General features: G+C 36.5%; 15 protein-coding genes. 6 read left to right on the top strand and 9 right to left on the bottom strand.

Features of this window, described 5'->3' with window-relative positions; all coding sequences use genetic code 11:
* Window positions 1-104 precede the first annotated feature (104 nt).
* Both ruvC and ppnP read left to right on the top strand, forming a co-directional pair.
* Window positions 105-581 (top strand): crossover junction endodeoxyribonuclease RuvC, encoded by a 477-nt coding sequence (gene ruvC / locus LCX93_RS12540; protein WP_193150787.1) that lies wholly within the window; start codon window positions 105-107, stop codon window positions 579-581.
* Between the two features lie 97 nt (window positions 582-678).
* The gene (ppnP, locus tag LCX93_RS12535) at window positions 679-990 is read left to right on the top strand and encodes a pyrimidine/purine nucleoside phosphorylase (protein ID WP_226066760.1); all 312 of its coding nucleotides are present in this window, start codon (window positions 679-681) and stop codon (window positions 988-990) included.
* 3 nt (window positions 991-993) lie between these two features.
* Here the strand turns inward: ppnP and LCX93_RS12530 are convergent, their stop codons facing one another.
* The 6 genes from LCX93_RS12530 to purB all read right to left on the bottom strand — a co-directional run bounded on the left by LCX93_RS12530 (window position 994) and on the right by purB (window position 7,044).
* Window positions 994-1,545: an Aq_1262 family (lipo)protein gene (locus LCX93_RS12530; RefSeq protein ID WP_502988731.1), complete on the bottom strand. Its 552-nt coding sequence runs from the start codon at window positions 1,543-1,545 to the stop codon at window positions 994-996.
* Window positions 1,546-1,871: 326 nt separating this feature from the next.
* Entirely contained in the window at window positions 1,872-2,297 is a 426-nt protein-coding gene (trxC, locus tag LCX93_RS12525) for a thioredoxin TrxC (RefSeq protein WP_226066756.1), read from the bottom strand.
* An 89-nt stretch (window positions 2,298-2,386) separates the two neighbouring features.
* Complete coding sequence (gene fliW, locus LCX93_RS12520; protein WP_226066754.1) at window positions 2,387-2,782, bottom strand: flagellar assembly protein FliW; 396 nt, start codon at window positions 2,780-2,782, stop codon at window positions 2,387-2,389.
* Window positions 2,783-2,791: 9 nt separating this feature from the next.
* Window positions 2,792-3,142 carry a hypothetical protein gene (locus tag LCX93_RS12515; RefSeq protein WP_226066752.1) on the bottom strand — a complete coding sequence of 117 codons (351 nt, stop codon included), beginning with the start codon at window positions 3,140-3,142 and terminating at the stop codon, window positions 2,792-2,794.
* Window positions 3,124-5,490: a ribonucleoside-diphosphate reductase subunit alpha gene (locus tag LCX93_RS12510; protein ID WP_193150782.1), complete on the bottom strand. Its 2,367-nt coding sequence runs from the start codon at window positions 5,488-5,490 to the stop codon at window positions 3,124-3,126. The genes LCX93_RS12515 and LCX93_RS12510 overlap by 19 nt, the downstream gene beginning before the upstream one ends.
* A 225-nt stretch (window positions 5,491-5,715) precedes the next feature.
* A complete protein-coding gene (gene purB, locus LCX93_RS12505; protein WP_226066749.1) occupies window positions 5,716-7,044 on the bottom strand; it encodes an adenylosuccinate lyase in 1,329 nt (442 codons plus the stop codon).
* Window positions 7,045-7,136: 92 nt separating this feature from the next.
* Between purB and LCX93_RS12500 the strand changes: the two genes are divergently transcribed.
* Window positions 7,137-8,045, top strand: a complete 909-nt coding sequence (locus LCX93_RS12500; protein WP_226066747.1) for an RluA family pseudouridine synthase — start codon at window positions 7,137-7,139, stop codon at window positions 8,043-8,045.
* 584 nt (window positions 8,046-8,629) lie between these two features.
* Here the strand turns inward: LCX93_RS12500 and rlmN are convergent.
* From rlmN to hisF, 3 genes are read right to left on the bottom strand one after another with little or no spacing between them, the layout of a single operon-like run.
* A complete protein-coding gene (gene rlmN, locus LCX93_RS12495) occupies window positions 8,630-9,703 on the bottom strand; it encodes a dual-specificity RNA methyltransferase RlmN (protein ID WP_226066739.1) in 1,074 nt (357 codons plus the stop codon).
* On the bottom strand, window positions 9,700-10,242 hold the full coding sequence (locus LCX93_RS12490; protein ID WP_226066737.1) for a phosphorylase family protein: 543 nt from the start codon (window positions 10,240-10,242) through the stop codon (window positions 9,700-9,702). Before LCX93_RS12490 ends, rlmN begins: the two co-directional genes overlap by 4 nt.
* Before the next feature lie 3 nt (window positions 10,243-10,245).
* Window positions 10,246-11,004: an imidazole glycerol phosphate synthase subunit HisF gene (hisF, locus tag LCX93_RS12485; protein ID WP_226066735.1), complete on the bottom strand. Its 759-nt coding sequence runs from the start codon at window positions 11,002-11,004 to the stop codon at window positions 10,246-10,248.
* A 207-nt stretch (window positions 11,005-11,211) separates the two neighbouring features.
* Between hisF and LCX93_RS12480 the strand changes: the two genes are divergently transcribed.
* The 3 genes from LCX93_RS12480 (at window position 11,212) to LCX93_RS12470 (ending at window position 14,481) form a co-directional block, all read left to right on the top strand.
* Entirely contained in the window at window positions 11,212-11,682 is a 471-nt protein-coding gene (locus LCX93_RS12480; protein WP_226066733.1) for a CZB domain-containing protein, read from the top strand.
* Window positions 11,683-11,753: 71 nt separating this feature from the next.
* A complete protein-coding gene (rsmA, locus tag LCX93_RS12475; protein ID WP_226066731.1) occupies window positions 11,754-12,596 on the top strand; it encodes a 16S rRNA (adenine(1518)-N(6)/adenine(1519)-N(6))-dimethyltransferase RsmA in 843 nt (280 codons plus the stop codon).
* A complete protein-coding gene (locus tag LCX93_RS12470) occupies window positions 12,535-14,481 on the top strand; it encodes a ribonuclease J (protein ID WP_226066729.1) in 1,947 nt (648 codons plus the stop codon). The genes rsmA and LCX93_RS12470 overlap by 62 nt, the downstream gene beginning before the upstream one ends.
* Window positions 14,482-14,483 lie beyond the last annotated feature (2 nt).

The raw sequence follows: 14,483 nt of genomic DNA, 5'->3' as shown, positions 1-14,483 counted from the left end.
TATCCATAAAACAGGGTTAAACAGATGTGAATAGCTCAAATTTTCTTATGTGAATATTTATATTGTTTTCTATATAATAGTGAAAAATGTTTTAAAGGCCTTAAATGACTATACTTGGTATAGATCCCGGAACCAGAAATATGGGGTATGCACTTATTTCGTTACAAAATTCCAAAATATCGCTTATTGAAGCGGGACTTATAAAAATGAAGGCAGAAGATTTACAGTTTCAAATACCGCAAATGGTTGAAGGATTGAGCAGTATATTTGAAAATCATGTTATTGATGAAGTAGCCATGGAAGATATTTTTTATGCTCATAATCCGGCAACCACAATCAAACTGGCACAGTTTCGCGGGGCAATAATGCTGAAACTTCTGCAGGAGTTCGGACAGTTTCATGAATATACGGCTTTACAGGTGAAAAGAGCACTGACGGGCAAGGCAAAAGCACAAAAAGAACAGGTAGCATTTATGGTTCAGCGCCTGTTAAACATAAAAAAAGAGATCAAACCTCTTGATATATCAGATGCAATGGCTGTGGCCATAACACACTCTCAGAGAGTGAAATTAAAGAAATAGAATTTTATATGTTTTTATTTCAGGACAAATCCTTCCTGTGGTCTGAGCCTTACATAAAAACATATAAAATTTAACTAACACTAAAAGGAAAAAACAGATGTCAAAATTTGAAAATGTAACAATAACAAAAGAGGCAAATATATATTATGACGGGAAAGTAACGAGCAGAACAGTTGAATTTCCTGACGGAAGCATAAAGTCTTTGGGAATCATGCTGCCGGGTGAATATACTTTTAATACAGTCGATAAAGAGATTATGGAAATAATGAGTGGTGATGTGGAAGTAAAATTGCCAGGGGAAGAGTGGCGTACACTTCTTGCTCCTGAAATTTTTACAGTACCGGCCAACTCTTCATTTGAAATAAAAATAAAGAGTGTGACCGATTACTGTTGTTCTTATATAAAATAAATTTTAATCGGGAATGGTATATTTTTCGTTTCCGGTAGACTGCAAATCTTTAATTTTTTGATAAACATTTTTAAATGGTCTAATATGAGCAGTTTTTCCATTAAAAAATGTTTGTGTTTCTACTAATACTTTATATGCTTTGTTGAGTTTTATTGCCCTTTGATGTGACGGATAAAGAAGATAACTGACATCATTATGGAGTATCTCTATGGCAGTTTGATTACAATCACCATTTGATTTAAAAAACTTTGCGCTTATCTCGTCATTTTTTCTAAATTTATCACCACTGTTATTAAGTTGTAAATAGTTGCTAAATTCATAAACTCCATCACTGTATTTTGTATCTGGAATACCTTTTAGTGATTTTTGTGACCAGTGGTACCAACCTTTTTGATAACTTTCGTTGGGATTGAATTTTCTTGAAAAAGAGAAAACAGAATCCACTGTTGCTGTAATTCCACTGTGGCATCCCATACAGTTGAGTGTCTCTTCATAACTTTGTGGGCGAAGATTACCATTTTTATCTTCAATAAACCCTTGATATACCCATCCCAGGTTATTTCCCAGACCACTTTCAAAAAAGATGAAAGAGAGTCTATCAAAATTAATTTGATTTTTTAAGGTTTATGTTTAAAAAGTAACTTTGAACTCATTTACTTTAGTGCCAATTTTAGCAGTTCGTTTGACACTTGCAACTACTGACAATTTAAACATATTACTCTCCCTTGATTTTTGATGTGCTAATGGTATCGATAAAGTATTTCACTAACGACTCAAAAAAGAGACATTTGTATTACATTAAAATTTTTCTGGTGGGGATAAATAGAAGTGAAGAAAGCAGCACTTTGGGATGCTGCTGTAAAATAATCTGATATGGGATTTTAATTACTGTGTTTTGAAGCAAGAGAGACAAGTGAATTTACATCAAGAGCGCCACTGACTCTTTCTACTTCACGGCCATTTTTAAAGACGATGATAGTCGGAATTGAACGAATTCCAAAACGTGCACCAAGATTCTGCTCATTTTCAGTATTTACTTTTGCAAAAAGTGCTTTGAGTGGAAATTGAGTGGCAGCGCGTTCAAAATTCGGAGCCATCATTTTACATGGACCGCACCATGGTGCCCAAAAGTCAACTATTACAGGGATTTCACTGTTGACGATTACTTCATCAAAATTTGCATTTGTAAGTTCTATAGGTTTTGTGTCTAAAAGTGATTGTTTACACTTTCCGCAATTGGCTTTTTTATAACTCTTTTTTTTTGGAACATTGTTTACCGCAAAACAGTGTGGACATACAATTTTCATAGAATTCTCCTTTTTGAGATGTATTTTACACTCTATTTGGCAATTGTAATGCTACTTTAGTTCCATTTGGAGTACATTTTAAAACTATTTTATGAAGATGCTTCTTTTTTGAATGATTCTATACGTTCTGCCATTCCATAATTTGGATTCTGTTTTGGCTCTAAAACGATTTGTGTCAATGTATTGTTGTCATGATTGATAATAACAGGAGCCAGGAAGTTGACTGTTGATTGTTCCAAAGGCTTTTGAATAAGCAAAATGGTGTATACACTTATCTCTGAGTTGTCATTGATTTTAAGTAACTCTTTTGTTTTTGCAGGAATTTCAAAAGGGTATTTGCGTAACATATAAGGATTGACCAGAGTAAAAGATATACCCGGATTTTGGCTGTCTTTCATAATAGAAAAAAGTTCATCTATTTCATTTATATCTACCTGCCTGGTATTTACAAATCCAAGTATTTCACCTTTTACCTCATATGTCATTACTGTCCTTTAAAATTGTCCCTCTTTATATTTCAAATCTTTAGAAATGATATAGAGCGTCGAGTTTTTAATTGCTTGAATATTATAGCACGCTCCTATGCCAAATGCAAATTCTTTGTCTACATGTAAGAGACTTGCTCCATCGCTCATATTTATAAACTGTAACTTGCTTTGCTCAAGCAGTCTTGCATCTGTTACCTCTGTAAAATCAAGTGTTACGGTTATCCAGTCATAATCACGTGCGGCATCCTGAACTGCAAGAACCAATCTCAGACGGGTGGGTGAAATGACTTCCAGGGAACGAAAGTCGGCATTTTTAAAGCTGTCAAACCGCTCAAGGTCTATTGGCAACCGACACACTCCATGCTTCTGTCTTCTACATCACTTGCCATTTCCGGTGACTGTGAACGCAGATAATAGGTAGACTTGAGTCCCAGTTTCCATGCCAGCATATAAATTTCATTAAGATAACGCCCGCTTGCTTTATCGAGTGTTATAAAAATGTTGAGAGACTGCCCCTGGTCTATCCATTTTTGGCGTATAGCCGCTGCTTTTATGAGGACAGTCTGGTTTAAATCATATGCCGGAGTATAATAACTCCATGTTTCAGGTGAGAGATTTGGAACAACAACCGGAATTAATCCACTGAGATTCTCTTCTGACCATTTTCGTTTAAAGACAGGCTCAATTGCCTGTGTCGTACCTGTTAAAATAGATATGGATGAAGTAGGGGCTACAGCCATCAGATAACCGTTTCGCATTCCCTGTTTTTTTACTTTGGCCCGAAGCTCATCCCATTCGTATTTTGAAGCAAAGAGTCCTCCACGGTCAACCAGATTTACAACCTCGGCGTTTGCATGGTCTTGAGGCATTATTCCTCTGCTCCATTTACTGCCTTCAAATTCAGGATAGCTTCCTTTTTCAACAGCCAAGTCAGAAGATGCGGAAACTGCGTTATAACAAACAGCTTCCATAATTTCGTCTATTTTGTCAAAATGTTCCTGACTTCCCCACATTATACCGGCTTCTGCAAGCATCTGTGCTTCGCCCATAACACCCAAACCGATAGAGCGGCTTCGCATGTTTGTGCGTTTTACTTTTTCAACGGGATAAAAATTCAAATCTATAACATTGTCCAAACATCTAATAGCTGTTGGAACAATTCTGTCTATGTCTTCTTTTGTATTTATGCGTGAAAGATTTATAGAGGCAAGGTTACAAACAGCCGTAGCACCGTCAATTTTTTCTTTTTCCACAGCAAAAATAGGAAGTCCGCCCAGTGAATCCAAAGCAGTAACTTTTTTGGCGGGTTTTGTTATACCGCTGTCTACAGTTACCAACTCTTCTTCTTCATAACTAACACTGTCACCGTTTTCAAAAATAAACTTTATTTTATAATGGTTAGGTTGTGTATTTTGAAAAATTTCTGTACAAAGATTGGAACTTCTTATGATTCCATAGTGATCATTCGGGTTTGCACGGTTGGCATTATCTTTAAAACAAAGAAACGGAGAACCTGTCTCAAAATAAGAAGTCAAAATCTTTTTCCATAAATCTTTTGCTTTGATTTTTTCTTTGATGATACTCTCATCCTGTTCGAATTTGAGATAAAGTTTGTTAAACTCTTCACCATAGACATTTGTGAGTTCTCTGGTATCATAGGGATCAAAAAGTGTCCAGATTGCATCTTCTTCTACACGTTTCATAAACATATCATTCAGCCACAGAGACGGAAACAGATCGTGAGCGCGACGACGCTCTTCACCGGAGTTTTTCTTTAGATCCAGGAAGTCGTTGATATCTATATGCCATGGCTCAAGGTAAACGGCGATAGCACCTTTTCTGGTACCGAGCTGGTCTACGGCGATGGCAATGTCATTTGTTATCTTTAAAAAGGGGATAGTACCACCTGCGGCATTTTTATGGCCGTCTATAAAAGAACCCATTGAACGAACCTGGGTCCAGTCCCAGCCGATTCCTCCACCAAATTTCGAAAGCATTGCCATCTCTTTATAGGTATCAAATATACCTTCGATATTATCAGGAGTCGAGCCTATGTAACATGAACTTAACTGGTGTCTTGGAGTTCTTGCATTGGAGAGTGTGGGAGTGGCTAACATAACTTCGAATTTGCTTATCATGTTATAAAATTTGATGGCCCACTCTTGGCGGTTTTGCTCACGCTGTGCCAAAAACATCGCAATTGCCATAAACATATGCTGGGGCAGTTCTATGGGATTGGCATCTCTGTCTTTTATCAGGTATCTGTCATAAAGTGTTTTAATGCCAAGATAGTTAAACTGCAGATCTCTTTCAGGTTTGATATGCTTTTCAAGTTCATCAAGATCATACATCTCTTTTAAACCCAAAAGTATGCGACCCTCTTTTTCCCCTTTTTCAAAATACTTTTCAAGTTTGCCGTATCCTGTAAATCCGTTTACCTGATGGTAAAGGTTAAACAGGAACAGACGTGAAGCTACAAATGTCCAGTTGGGTGCATCAATATCTATTTTATCTACTGCCGTTTTTATAAGTGTTTCTTGTATCTCTTTTGATGTTATGCCATCACGAAAGTGAATTTGTGCATCCACTTCGAGTTCACTCTGACTGACATTGGCCAAACCTTTCACTGCGGCAGATGTGTATTTTTGGATTTTGGATATATCAAGAGGCTCTGTTCGTCCGTTTCGTTTTATAACTGTTATCATAAATGCATTCCCTGATTAAGAATTTTTTATATAATTATATAGACAATAATTATATAAAAAATTATAAGATATTGTTAATTTGTGTAGTTAATATTCTATCGAAAACTCTCTCTGAAAAATATTAAAGTAGCAAACTTTTTCACAAGTTTTATATATTTGTTACATCTAAAGAAATAGAAGAAAAAGTTATATCCAGCATAGCAGTTGCAGCTATGCTGAAGTTGTTTACTTAAATACTCTTGCAAATATTTTATCTACATTTTTTGTATAGTAATCATAATTAAAACATTCTCTGATTACTTCTTCACTGAGTGAACTTCTTAATTCCTCATCAGCAAGCAAATGGTTCAGGTAGAGACTCTCTCCCTTTTCATTCACAGTAGGTTTGCCCTGTTGAATCTCTTCCCAGACTTTCATGGCATTTCTTTGTACGATTCTGTAGGCATCTTCACGACTCACACCCTGCAGAGGGAGTTCAAGCAAAACACGCTGTGAAAAAACAAGCCCGCCTGTCAGGTTGAGATTTTTCATCATATTTTCAGGATATACAGTCAGGTTTGCAATAACATTATTCATACGGTGAAGCATAAAGTCACTGGTAATAAATGCATCAGGCAGCCAAAAACGCTCTGTTGATGAGTGGGAGATGTCGCGTTCATGCCAAAGAGCTACATTTTCCATAGCAGGGTTTGCATATGCTCTAATCATACGTGCCAGACCTGTTATGTTTTCTGTCAGAATCGGGTTACGTTTGTGCGGCATGGCAGAAGAACCTTTTTGCCCTTTTGCAAAATATTCTTCACACTCATAGACTTCTGTTCTTTGCCAGTGACGAACCTGAACGGCAAACTTTTCTATTGAGCTTGCCAGTAATGCCAAGGCAGTTGCCAATCTTGCATAGCGGTCACGTTGTATAACCTGGTTTGAAACCGGAGCAGGTTTAAGACCGAGTTCTTCACAGGTATACTCTTCAAGTTCCAAAGGAGCATGTGCAAAGTTACCCATAGCACCGCTTACCTGTCCGACTGCTATAACATCCATAGTCTGTTCAAGATTTTCGAGATGACGAGCCATTTCATCATACCAGACAGCTAACACGAGACCAAATGTTATAGGTTCTCCGTGTATACCGTGAGAACGTCCGACCATTAAAGTCATTTTGTGTTCCATGGCACGTTTTTTGATAGACTCCATAATCATTTTCACATCTTTTATGATTAACGCGAGTGACTCTTTCATTTGAAGAGCAACTGCTGTATCAATAGTATCTGAAGATGTCATACCATAATGAAACCACCTGCTCTCTTCACCGAGAGATTCTGATACGGAAGTTGTAAATGCTATAAGATCATGGCGTGTTACCGCTTCTATTTCATCTATACGTTTGATGTCAAACTTTGCATTCTTAACAATTTTATCTGCATCTTCCTGAGGGATTTTTCCAAGTTTTGCCCAAGCTTTTACTACAGCGATTTCAACATCAAGCCACGCTTGGTATTTTGCCTGGTATGTCCATTTTGATGCCATCTCTTCCCGTGAATATCTATCTACCATTATATAGGTTCCTTATGATTGTTTTTATGCTAGAATTCGCATAGATTAAAGTAGTTTATTTTACTCAAATATTCATTAAAGAGGATTGAAATTTGCCATTCGTAAGAAAGAGAATGTTTGCACCAAAAAAACAAAAAGCATTTTTATATTTAATTCAAGAACTTGGGTACACCCAAAAAGAGGCACAGCGTCTCATCGCAAAAGGCAGGCTTTTTGTCAACGACACGCCAATGACAAGAACTGCTGGTGAAATAGAAGGCGAATTTGAATTTATTTATTTTGAACCGATAACAAAAGGTCTGGAACCTACATACGAAGAAGAAGAGTTTGTTGTTTTTGACAAGCCGAGTGGTGTGCTTATTCATCCTCAAAACAGATACACGCCTTACTCTCTTATAGATGAATTAAAATACCAATACGGCAGAGATGCTAATATTACACACAGAATTGATCAAGAGACAAGTGGACTTGTTTTGTGCGCAAAAAACAAACAAAGCGAAAGAGATATCAAGATGATGTTTGAACACAGAGATATGAAAAAAAAATATCTGGCATTCGTGCATGGTCACTTTGATAAAGAACTTACTGTTGAAGAACCTCTTTTAAGAGCAGAAGATGAAAGTGCGATTGTTCGTATGGTTGTGAAAGTAGATGAAAAAGGAAAAGCTTCCAAAACAGTTTTTAAGCCATTGGAATATTTTCCAAAATTAAATATGACACTTGTGGAGTGTCTGCCATATACCGGAAGACAGCATCAAATACGTGTCCACTTGTTTCACGTGAAACATCCTATTGTCGGTGATCCTATTTATGGACAGAGTGAAGAGAATATTGTTAAATTTTTAGACAGAGAGCTGTCAGAACATCAGAGGATAGAAAACAGTGGAGCAAAACGTTTACTGTTACATGCCAGTGAACTTGCATTTCATTTATATGAGAAACCTTACAGCATAAAAAGCAAGGTAGATTTCTTAAAGATATGTTTATTACATGTAATGTGAATAACTTTTTGATTCAAGAACAAATATTACTTTCATTTATGTGAATAATTTTTAAAAATCTCTTCAGAGCCCTGAGAACAGGCCTTTAAAAGCGTTTATAAATTATTTTAAGCTGGATTTTACATAAATTATTTCTTAAATTACGAGAAAATTTATAAATTATTTAGCTATTTAATTATGTGATATTCACACTTTAGAACAATGTGTGAATACTACACATTCAGAAGAAATTTGCATATTTTATTATGATTAAAATTTATTTTAAGATGAAATATATTTTTAAGATTAGTAGGGTATTATTACACTCATAGACGACCTCCCTGGTGTGTTGGTCGTCTGCTTCAGACTTTGTTTGACTTGATAGAATTTTTACTGAAAGTTTATTCTTTCTCTTCTTTTGTTGCTGCCCAAATAAAACCGCCAACGCCAATTGCAAAAACAAACACTAACAAAACCACTTCACTGATATCAACACTACTCATAACTATCCTTGATTTTATTATAATTAACCTTACGCACCAAACATAAACTTGATAATGTTTGGTGCGTAAGGTCAGTTAAAATTATACTACTAGACTCGTTATCTAACTGTTTATCTCATCTTGGTTTTTTTCTTTTAACTGTCCGCATGCCGCACTGATGTCTATTCCTTTGGAATCACGTATGGTAGAGAGAAGACCATGGTTTATTAGATATTCCTGAAACTTTATCATATCTTCACGTGAAGGACGTTCATACGGTGTGCCCGGGTAGGGATTAAAATAGATAAGGTTTACCTTTGCTTTGATTCCGCTCAGAAGCTTGACAAGTTTTTTTGCAGAACCTAAATCATCATTTTTATTTTTAATCACAAGGTATTCAAACATAACACGCTTGCGCGTATCAATAGGAAAGCGTTTTACGGCTTCTATAATGGAGTTGATATTATGTGCTTTATTCATCGGAATAAGTTCACTGCGCAGTTCATCATCAACTGCATGGAGTGAGATGGCTATATGTACACCCAGATCCATTTGACCGAGTTTGTCTATTTTGTTACTGAGACCACTTGTGCTGACTGTTTGTCTTTTTGCAGAAATGGCAAGTCCCTCTTCTTCTTTAAAAATTTCTATGGCTTTTGCAAGGTTATTGAGGTTATCCAGAGGTTCTCCCATTCCCATATAGACTATATTTATTTTTCTATTGTGTTTGTGTTTGTTATCGAGTTTCAGAGTCAGTACCTGGGCAACAATTTCTCCGGCAGTCAAATCACGGGTAAAACCACCTTTGGCTGTTAAACAAAAAGTACAGCCAACTTTACAACCAACCTGTGTAGAAACACAGATTGTGTATTTTGCTTCTTGAACAAGCTTACCGTTTTCATCAACTTGTTCTTCCTTCATTTTAAGCCAGACTGCTTCAATGGTTTTACCGTCCTGAAGCTGTAAAAGATACTTTATTGTGCCATCGCTTGACTCTTCTTTGCGCACTATTTTTACAGGATTGAGAATATATTTTTTCTCCAACTCCTCTTTTAGGAGTTTTGGTATATTTTTCATTGATTCAAAATCTTGTGCATACTGATGATAGAGCCAACCGTAAATCTGTTTGGCACGAAAAGATGGTTTGACTAACTGTGTCAGTTCTTTTTGTGTGAAGTCATATAAAGAAGGTTTCATTTTGCTGTCAGCTCTGCTATACGTTTTTTTACATGCCCTTCAAGGAGTTCTTTTGCTTTGGATTGGTTCTTGATAAAATCTTCATGAGCCTGTTTGTTAGTATAGTTTGTTATACAAAACACGCCACCGGCAGGAATATTAAACTCTTGGGCAATGCGCAACACCGAGAAAAATTCCATATTTTCTATGCCAATACCAAATTTTAAAAAGTTTTTTGTCAATGTTTCGTTTGTAGATATATAGTTTGATGAGTTGACAACAATATCTTTTTTACTAGTAGTGTTTGTTGTAACAACATTATCAAGAGGTGTGTAAGCATCATTGCTCAAAAAAGCAAGTTCAATATTTGCAGCTGTTTTTGATTCTACAATATCAAATATCTTTTTTTCTCCATAACTTCCGGCAGTTCCTACAAAAAGTAAAAATTCGGGTTTGTCAAAAAGGCAAAGCCGTGTAAGATTCATAGCTGTTTCAATCAATCCCACTCCCATAGGTGTTGCAAAAGAAAATGTTTCGTTGTTTCCTGCACATATTATCATTGTTTATAGCCTTACCGGAATGTTTTGTTCATGAAGATAATGTTTTAAGTCCATAATATCTATCTCTTTATAGTGAAATATAGAAGCGGCAAGCGCAGCATCTGCACCGTGTTCAAAAGCCTCTTTTATATGTTGCATACTCCCTGCTCCACCGCTTGCAATAACAGGTACATGTACCGCGCGGCTGATTTGCTCTGTAATGGTAAGCTCAAAACCTGCTTTTGTTCCGTCTGCATCCATAGAGGTTAGTAAAATTTCTCCACTTCCTCTGTCTACAACTTCTTTTGCCCACTCTACAGCATCTATACCGGTATCTACACGTCCTCCGTTCAGGTAAACATTGTATTTGTTTCCTGTTTTTTTCACATCAATTGCTGTGACAATACACTGTGATCCAAAGCGTTTGGCACCTTCGTCTATGAGTTGGGGTCTTTTTATAGCTGCGGAATTTACGCTGACTTTATCACAGCCGACATTTAAGAGTTTGTAAATATCGTCAAGCTTACGAATACCTCCGCCCACTGTCAGAGGAATGAAAATCTTTCGTGCCACCTGGGCAACTATATCTACTATTGTGTCTCTGTTGTCAGATGAAGCTGTAATGTCTAAAAATGTAAGTTCATCTGCACCCTCTTCATTGTATCTGCGGGCTACTTCAACAGGATCACCGGCATCTTTGAGTCCTACAAAATTGACGCCTTTGACAACACGACCATCTTTTACATCCAGGCATGGGATGATTCTTTTTGCAAAATAATTCATAGTGTAATTATATCTTGCTTGCCTTATAATCTGGTAAGTCCTCGTCGGTCCTTCGGACATCGCCTGCGGCTCCAACACTAAAAATGATGAGAAATCATCATTTCCTTAACGTGTTTCACGTGAAACAATTTAGAATAATTATAATTTTATATTGCTTTAATATAGTTAGGACTATAATCGTTTATTATATATTGAACAGGGATGTAGATGAAGAAGGATGAAACATTAAAAAGTTTAGAGAATGCAGAAATAGAATTGACAAGACTTGTGGAAACAGCCAAATCATTGATAGATGGAATAGACCCTGAAGACAGGGTCTTGCCAACTTCGTCCAGAGAAACAAAATTTGGCTACTGGTTTTATACCGATGGACAAAAATTAAAAATACTTTCCAACAATCCGCTGGAGTGCATGAGTAATATTGAAGAGCTTCATAACAAACTGCATGAAAGATATCGTGAGATATTTGATCTTTATTTTTCTGAAGAGAAAAAAAGCGGTTTTTTGTCAAAAATATTTAAACAAAAGCAGAAAGTTTTGAGCGAATCAGAATTGCAGCTTGTCAACGAAAAGTATGCTGAAATGGAAAAAACAGTGGAAGAACTTTTAGCAGAAATAGCAAGACTGCAAAGACGATTAGTGGCTGTTTCAGAAGAAAAGATCAATGCTTTAGTGTAAAACAGAAAAAGAAAATTGATTTTTTTCATTCTGTTACCTTTTTGTAAGTAAAAAAAAGGTAGTATATTGCCATGAATAAAGAAAGCGTTGTAGCAAAGAAGAAGTTTGGACAAAACTTTCTGAAAGACCAGTCAGTATTAAGACAAATCGTCGAAGCGATGCCCAAAAACGAGAATAAAATCGTAGAAATTGGGCCTGGCTTAGGTGATTTAACTAAATTTTTAGTTGATGTCAAAAGTGTAGAAGCTTTTGAGGTAGATACCGATTTATGTAAATTGTTACAAAGTACATTTAAAGAAGAGATTGCTACCAAGCGACTCCATATAAACTGTGGAGATGTTTTAAACGCTTGGCAGAGTGAACTTGTGCGTGAGCCGTATGATTTGGTGGCAAATTTGCCCTATTATATCGCTACGAACATACTATTGAAAGCACTCGCAGATCCTATGTGTAAAAATATACTTGTAATGGTTCAACTTGAAGTAGCAGAAAAGTTTTGTGCAACTGCAGGTGAAAAAGTATTTGGTTCTTTGAGCGTAATAGCCCAAAGTATAGGAACAACACAGATTGTTGTGAAAGTTCCTCCGACTGCATTTGACCCTCGGCCCAAAGTGGATTCTGCTGTTTTTCTTATAGAAAAAAATGCTGATAGAAATGACAAAGAGTTCGAGGATATGCTAAGAGTTGCATTTTCGCAGCCTCGAAAAACTTTAGTGAAAAATCTATCTTCAAAATATGACAGGAAAAAACTTCAGGAAGTTCTGGAAAAACTGGAACTTGCATTAACGGTTCGCCCTCATCAGGTAAGCACTAACGACTATCACCAACTCTATAAATTAACAAGGAGTTTGGATGGCAGAAGAGACACAAGAGGCAATACAAAGCAAACCTCAGGAACAACGCAAACCAAATAACAACCGCAAACCAAATAACAATCGTAGACCAAACGGCAATCAAAAGAAGCCAAACGGTGAAAAAAATGCAAATGCAAAGCCAAGAACAAACAATAATAAAAACAAAAGTCGCGGCCGTCATAAAAGAGGAGCTTCTCCTATTGATGACAAGCTTAAAGCATTTGTTGTAAAAAATCAGGAAGCGCATAAACAAAGACTGAATCCACATTATAAACTAGATTTAGAATCCAAAGCAAAAGTCCGTGTCACACCACTTGGCGGACTTGGAGAAATCGGCGGAAATATCGCTGTGTTTGAAACTGACAATGAAGCAATTCTTGTCGATGTGGGGATGAGTTTTCCAGATGAAGAGATGCACGGAGTTGATATACTGATTCCTGATTTTACCTATCTGCATGAAATCAAGCATAAAATTGTCGGTATTATCATTACACACGCGCATGAAGATCACATCGGAGCCGTACCATATCTTTTTAGAGAACTGCAGTTTCCTATATATGGAACGCCATTGCCTTTAGCAATGATTGGAAATAAGTTTGATGAGCATCATTTAAAAGAGGCCAGAAAATATTTTAATCCTATTGAAAAAAGAAAAGTATATAAAATAGGAAATGATTTTGAAGTTGAGTGGATGCATATGACACACTCTATTTTAGACTCTTCTTCAGTAGCTATTACAACAGCTGCAGGAACGGTCATTCATACAGGTGATTTTAAGATTGACTATACACCGATAGACGGATATCCTGCGGATTTACATCGTTTGGCCCATTATGGAGAGAAAGGTGTATTGTGCCTGATGAGTGATTCAACAAACTCACACAATCCGAATCCAACGCCATCAGAACTAAGTGTTGCACCGGCATTGGATCGTGTGTTTAGCAAGGCAGAGGGAAGAGTGGTTCTTTCAACATTCAGTTCAAATATTCATCGTGTTTATCAGGCAATTCAGTATGCTGTGAAATATGGTCGTAAAATTTGTGTTATTGGGCGTTCTATGGAGCGTAATCTTGAAGTAGCTATGCAATATGACTATATTAAATTACCAAAAAATATCTTTGTGGAACCTGATGAAGTGGCACATATGAGTGATAAAGATGTTTTAATCGTGACAACAGGTTCTCAGGGTGAGGGCAATTCGGCACTCTTTAGAATGTCAATAGGCGAGCACAGACATATTAAAATCAAACCGACTGATTTGATTGTTCTCTCTTCTCGTGCTATTCCCGGAAATGAGGGTTCTATTTCTCAAATGCTTAATCACCTGCAAAAATGTGGAGCTAAAATAGCGTATGACAAAGATTTACATGTTTCGGGACATGCGTCTTTAGAAGAGCAAAAGTTAATGCTTCGTCTCGTTAACCCTAAGTTCTTTTTACCGATTCATGGTGAATATAATCATGTAATGAAACATAAAGAGACTGCAATGTTATGTGGTGTTCCTGAGAGAAATATTTTGCTTATGACAGATGGGGAACAGATAGAGATTGCACCAAAATATATGAGAAAAGTCAAAACTGTCAAAACCGGTAAGACATATATTGACAATCAGAATAATTATGAAATCGAAGATGACATAGTTATGGATCGTCAAAAACTTGCAACAGACGGTGTTGTCATGATTGTCGCGCAGGTAAGTGAGCAGACTGGCAAAATGATGGACAAGCCAAAAGTAACATCATTTGGTCTGGTTGCCGACAAAAGAGACAGGGCTTTTGCAAAAGAGATAGAAGAAATACTGGAAAATTTCTTGTTGAATATGAAGCCCGGACTTATCGGTAATCCTAGAACTTTAGAAGGTGATTTGCGTCAGGTTATCAGAAAACATATTTTTAGAAAAATGAAAAAATACCCACTGATTGTCCCAAATATCTTTATTCACTAAAA

Origin of the sequence: Sulfurimonas sp. SWIR-19 (assembly GCF_020410885.1) — a bacterium.
GTDB classification, from domain to species: domain Bacteria; phylum Campylobacterota; class Campylobacteria; order Campylobacterales; family Sulfurimonadaceae; genus Sulfurimonas; species Sulfurimonas sediminis.
The sequence above is the reverse complement of the archived record's forward strand: the minus strand, read 5'-3'. Positions and strand labels throughout refer to the sequence as shown.

Excerpts from the sequence above, each read along its gene's own strand:
- hisF (WP_226066735.1), bottom strand. The coding sequence starts at position 11,004 with ATGAATTATTTTGCAAAAAGAATCATCCCATGCCTGGATGTAAAAGAT.
- LCX93_RS12490 (WP_226066737.1), bottom strand. The coding sequence starts at position 10,242 with ATGATAATATGTGCAGGAAACAACGAAACATTTTCTTTTGCAACACCT.
- LCX93_RS12480 (WP_226066733.1), top strand. The coding sequence starts at position 11,212 with ATGAAGAAGGATGAAACATTAAAAAGTTTAGAGAATGCAGAAATAGAA.
- LCX93_RS12510 (WP_193150782.1), bottom strand. The coding sequence starts at position 5,490 with ATGATAACAGTTATAAAACGAAACGGACGAACAGAGCCTCTTGATATA.
- ruvC (WP_193150787.1), top strand. The coding sequence starts at position 105 with ATGACTATACTTGGTATAGATCCCGGAACCAGAAATATGGGGTATGCA.
- rlmN (WP_226066739.1), bottom strand. The coding sequence starts at position 9,703 with ATGAAACCTTCTTTATATGACTTCACACAAAAAGAACTGACACAGTTA.
- ppnP (WP_226066760.1), top strand. The coding sequence starts at position 679 with ATGTCAAAATTTGAAAATGTAACAATAACAAAAGAGGCAAATATATAT.
- fliW (WP_226066754.1), bottom strand. The coding sequence starts at position 2,782 with ATGACATATGAGGTAAAAGGTGAAATACTTGGATTTGTAAATACCAGG.
- purB (WP_226066749.1), bottom strand. The coding sequence starts at position 7,044 with ATGGTAGATAGATATTCACGGGAAGAGATGGCATCAAAATGGACATAC.
- trxC (WP_226066756.1), bottom strand. The coding sequence starts at position 2,297 with ATGAAAATTGTATGTCCACACTGTTTTGCGGTAAACAATGTTCCAAAA.
- rsmA (WP_226066731.1), top strand. The coding sequence starts at position 11,754 with ATGAATAAAGAAAGCGTTGTAGCAAAGAAGAAGTTTGGACAAAACTTT.
- LCX93_RS12470 (WP_226066729.1), top strand. The coding sequence starts at position 12,535 with ATGGCAGAAGAGACACAAGAGGCAATACAAAGCAAACCTCAGGAACAA.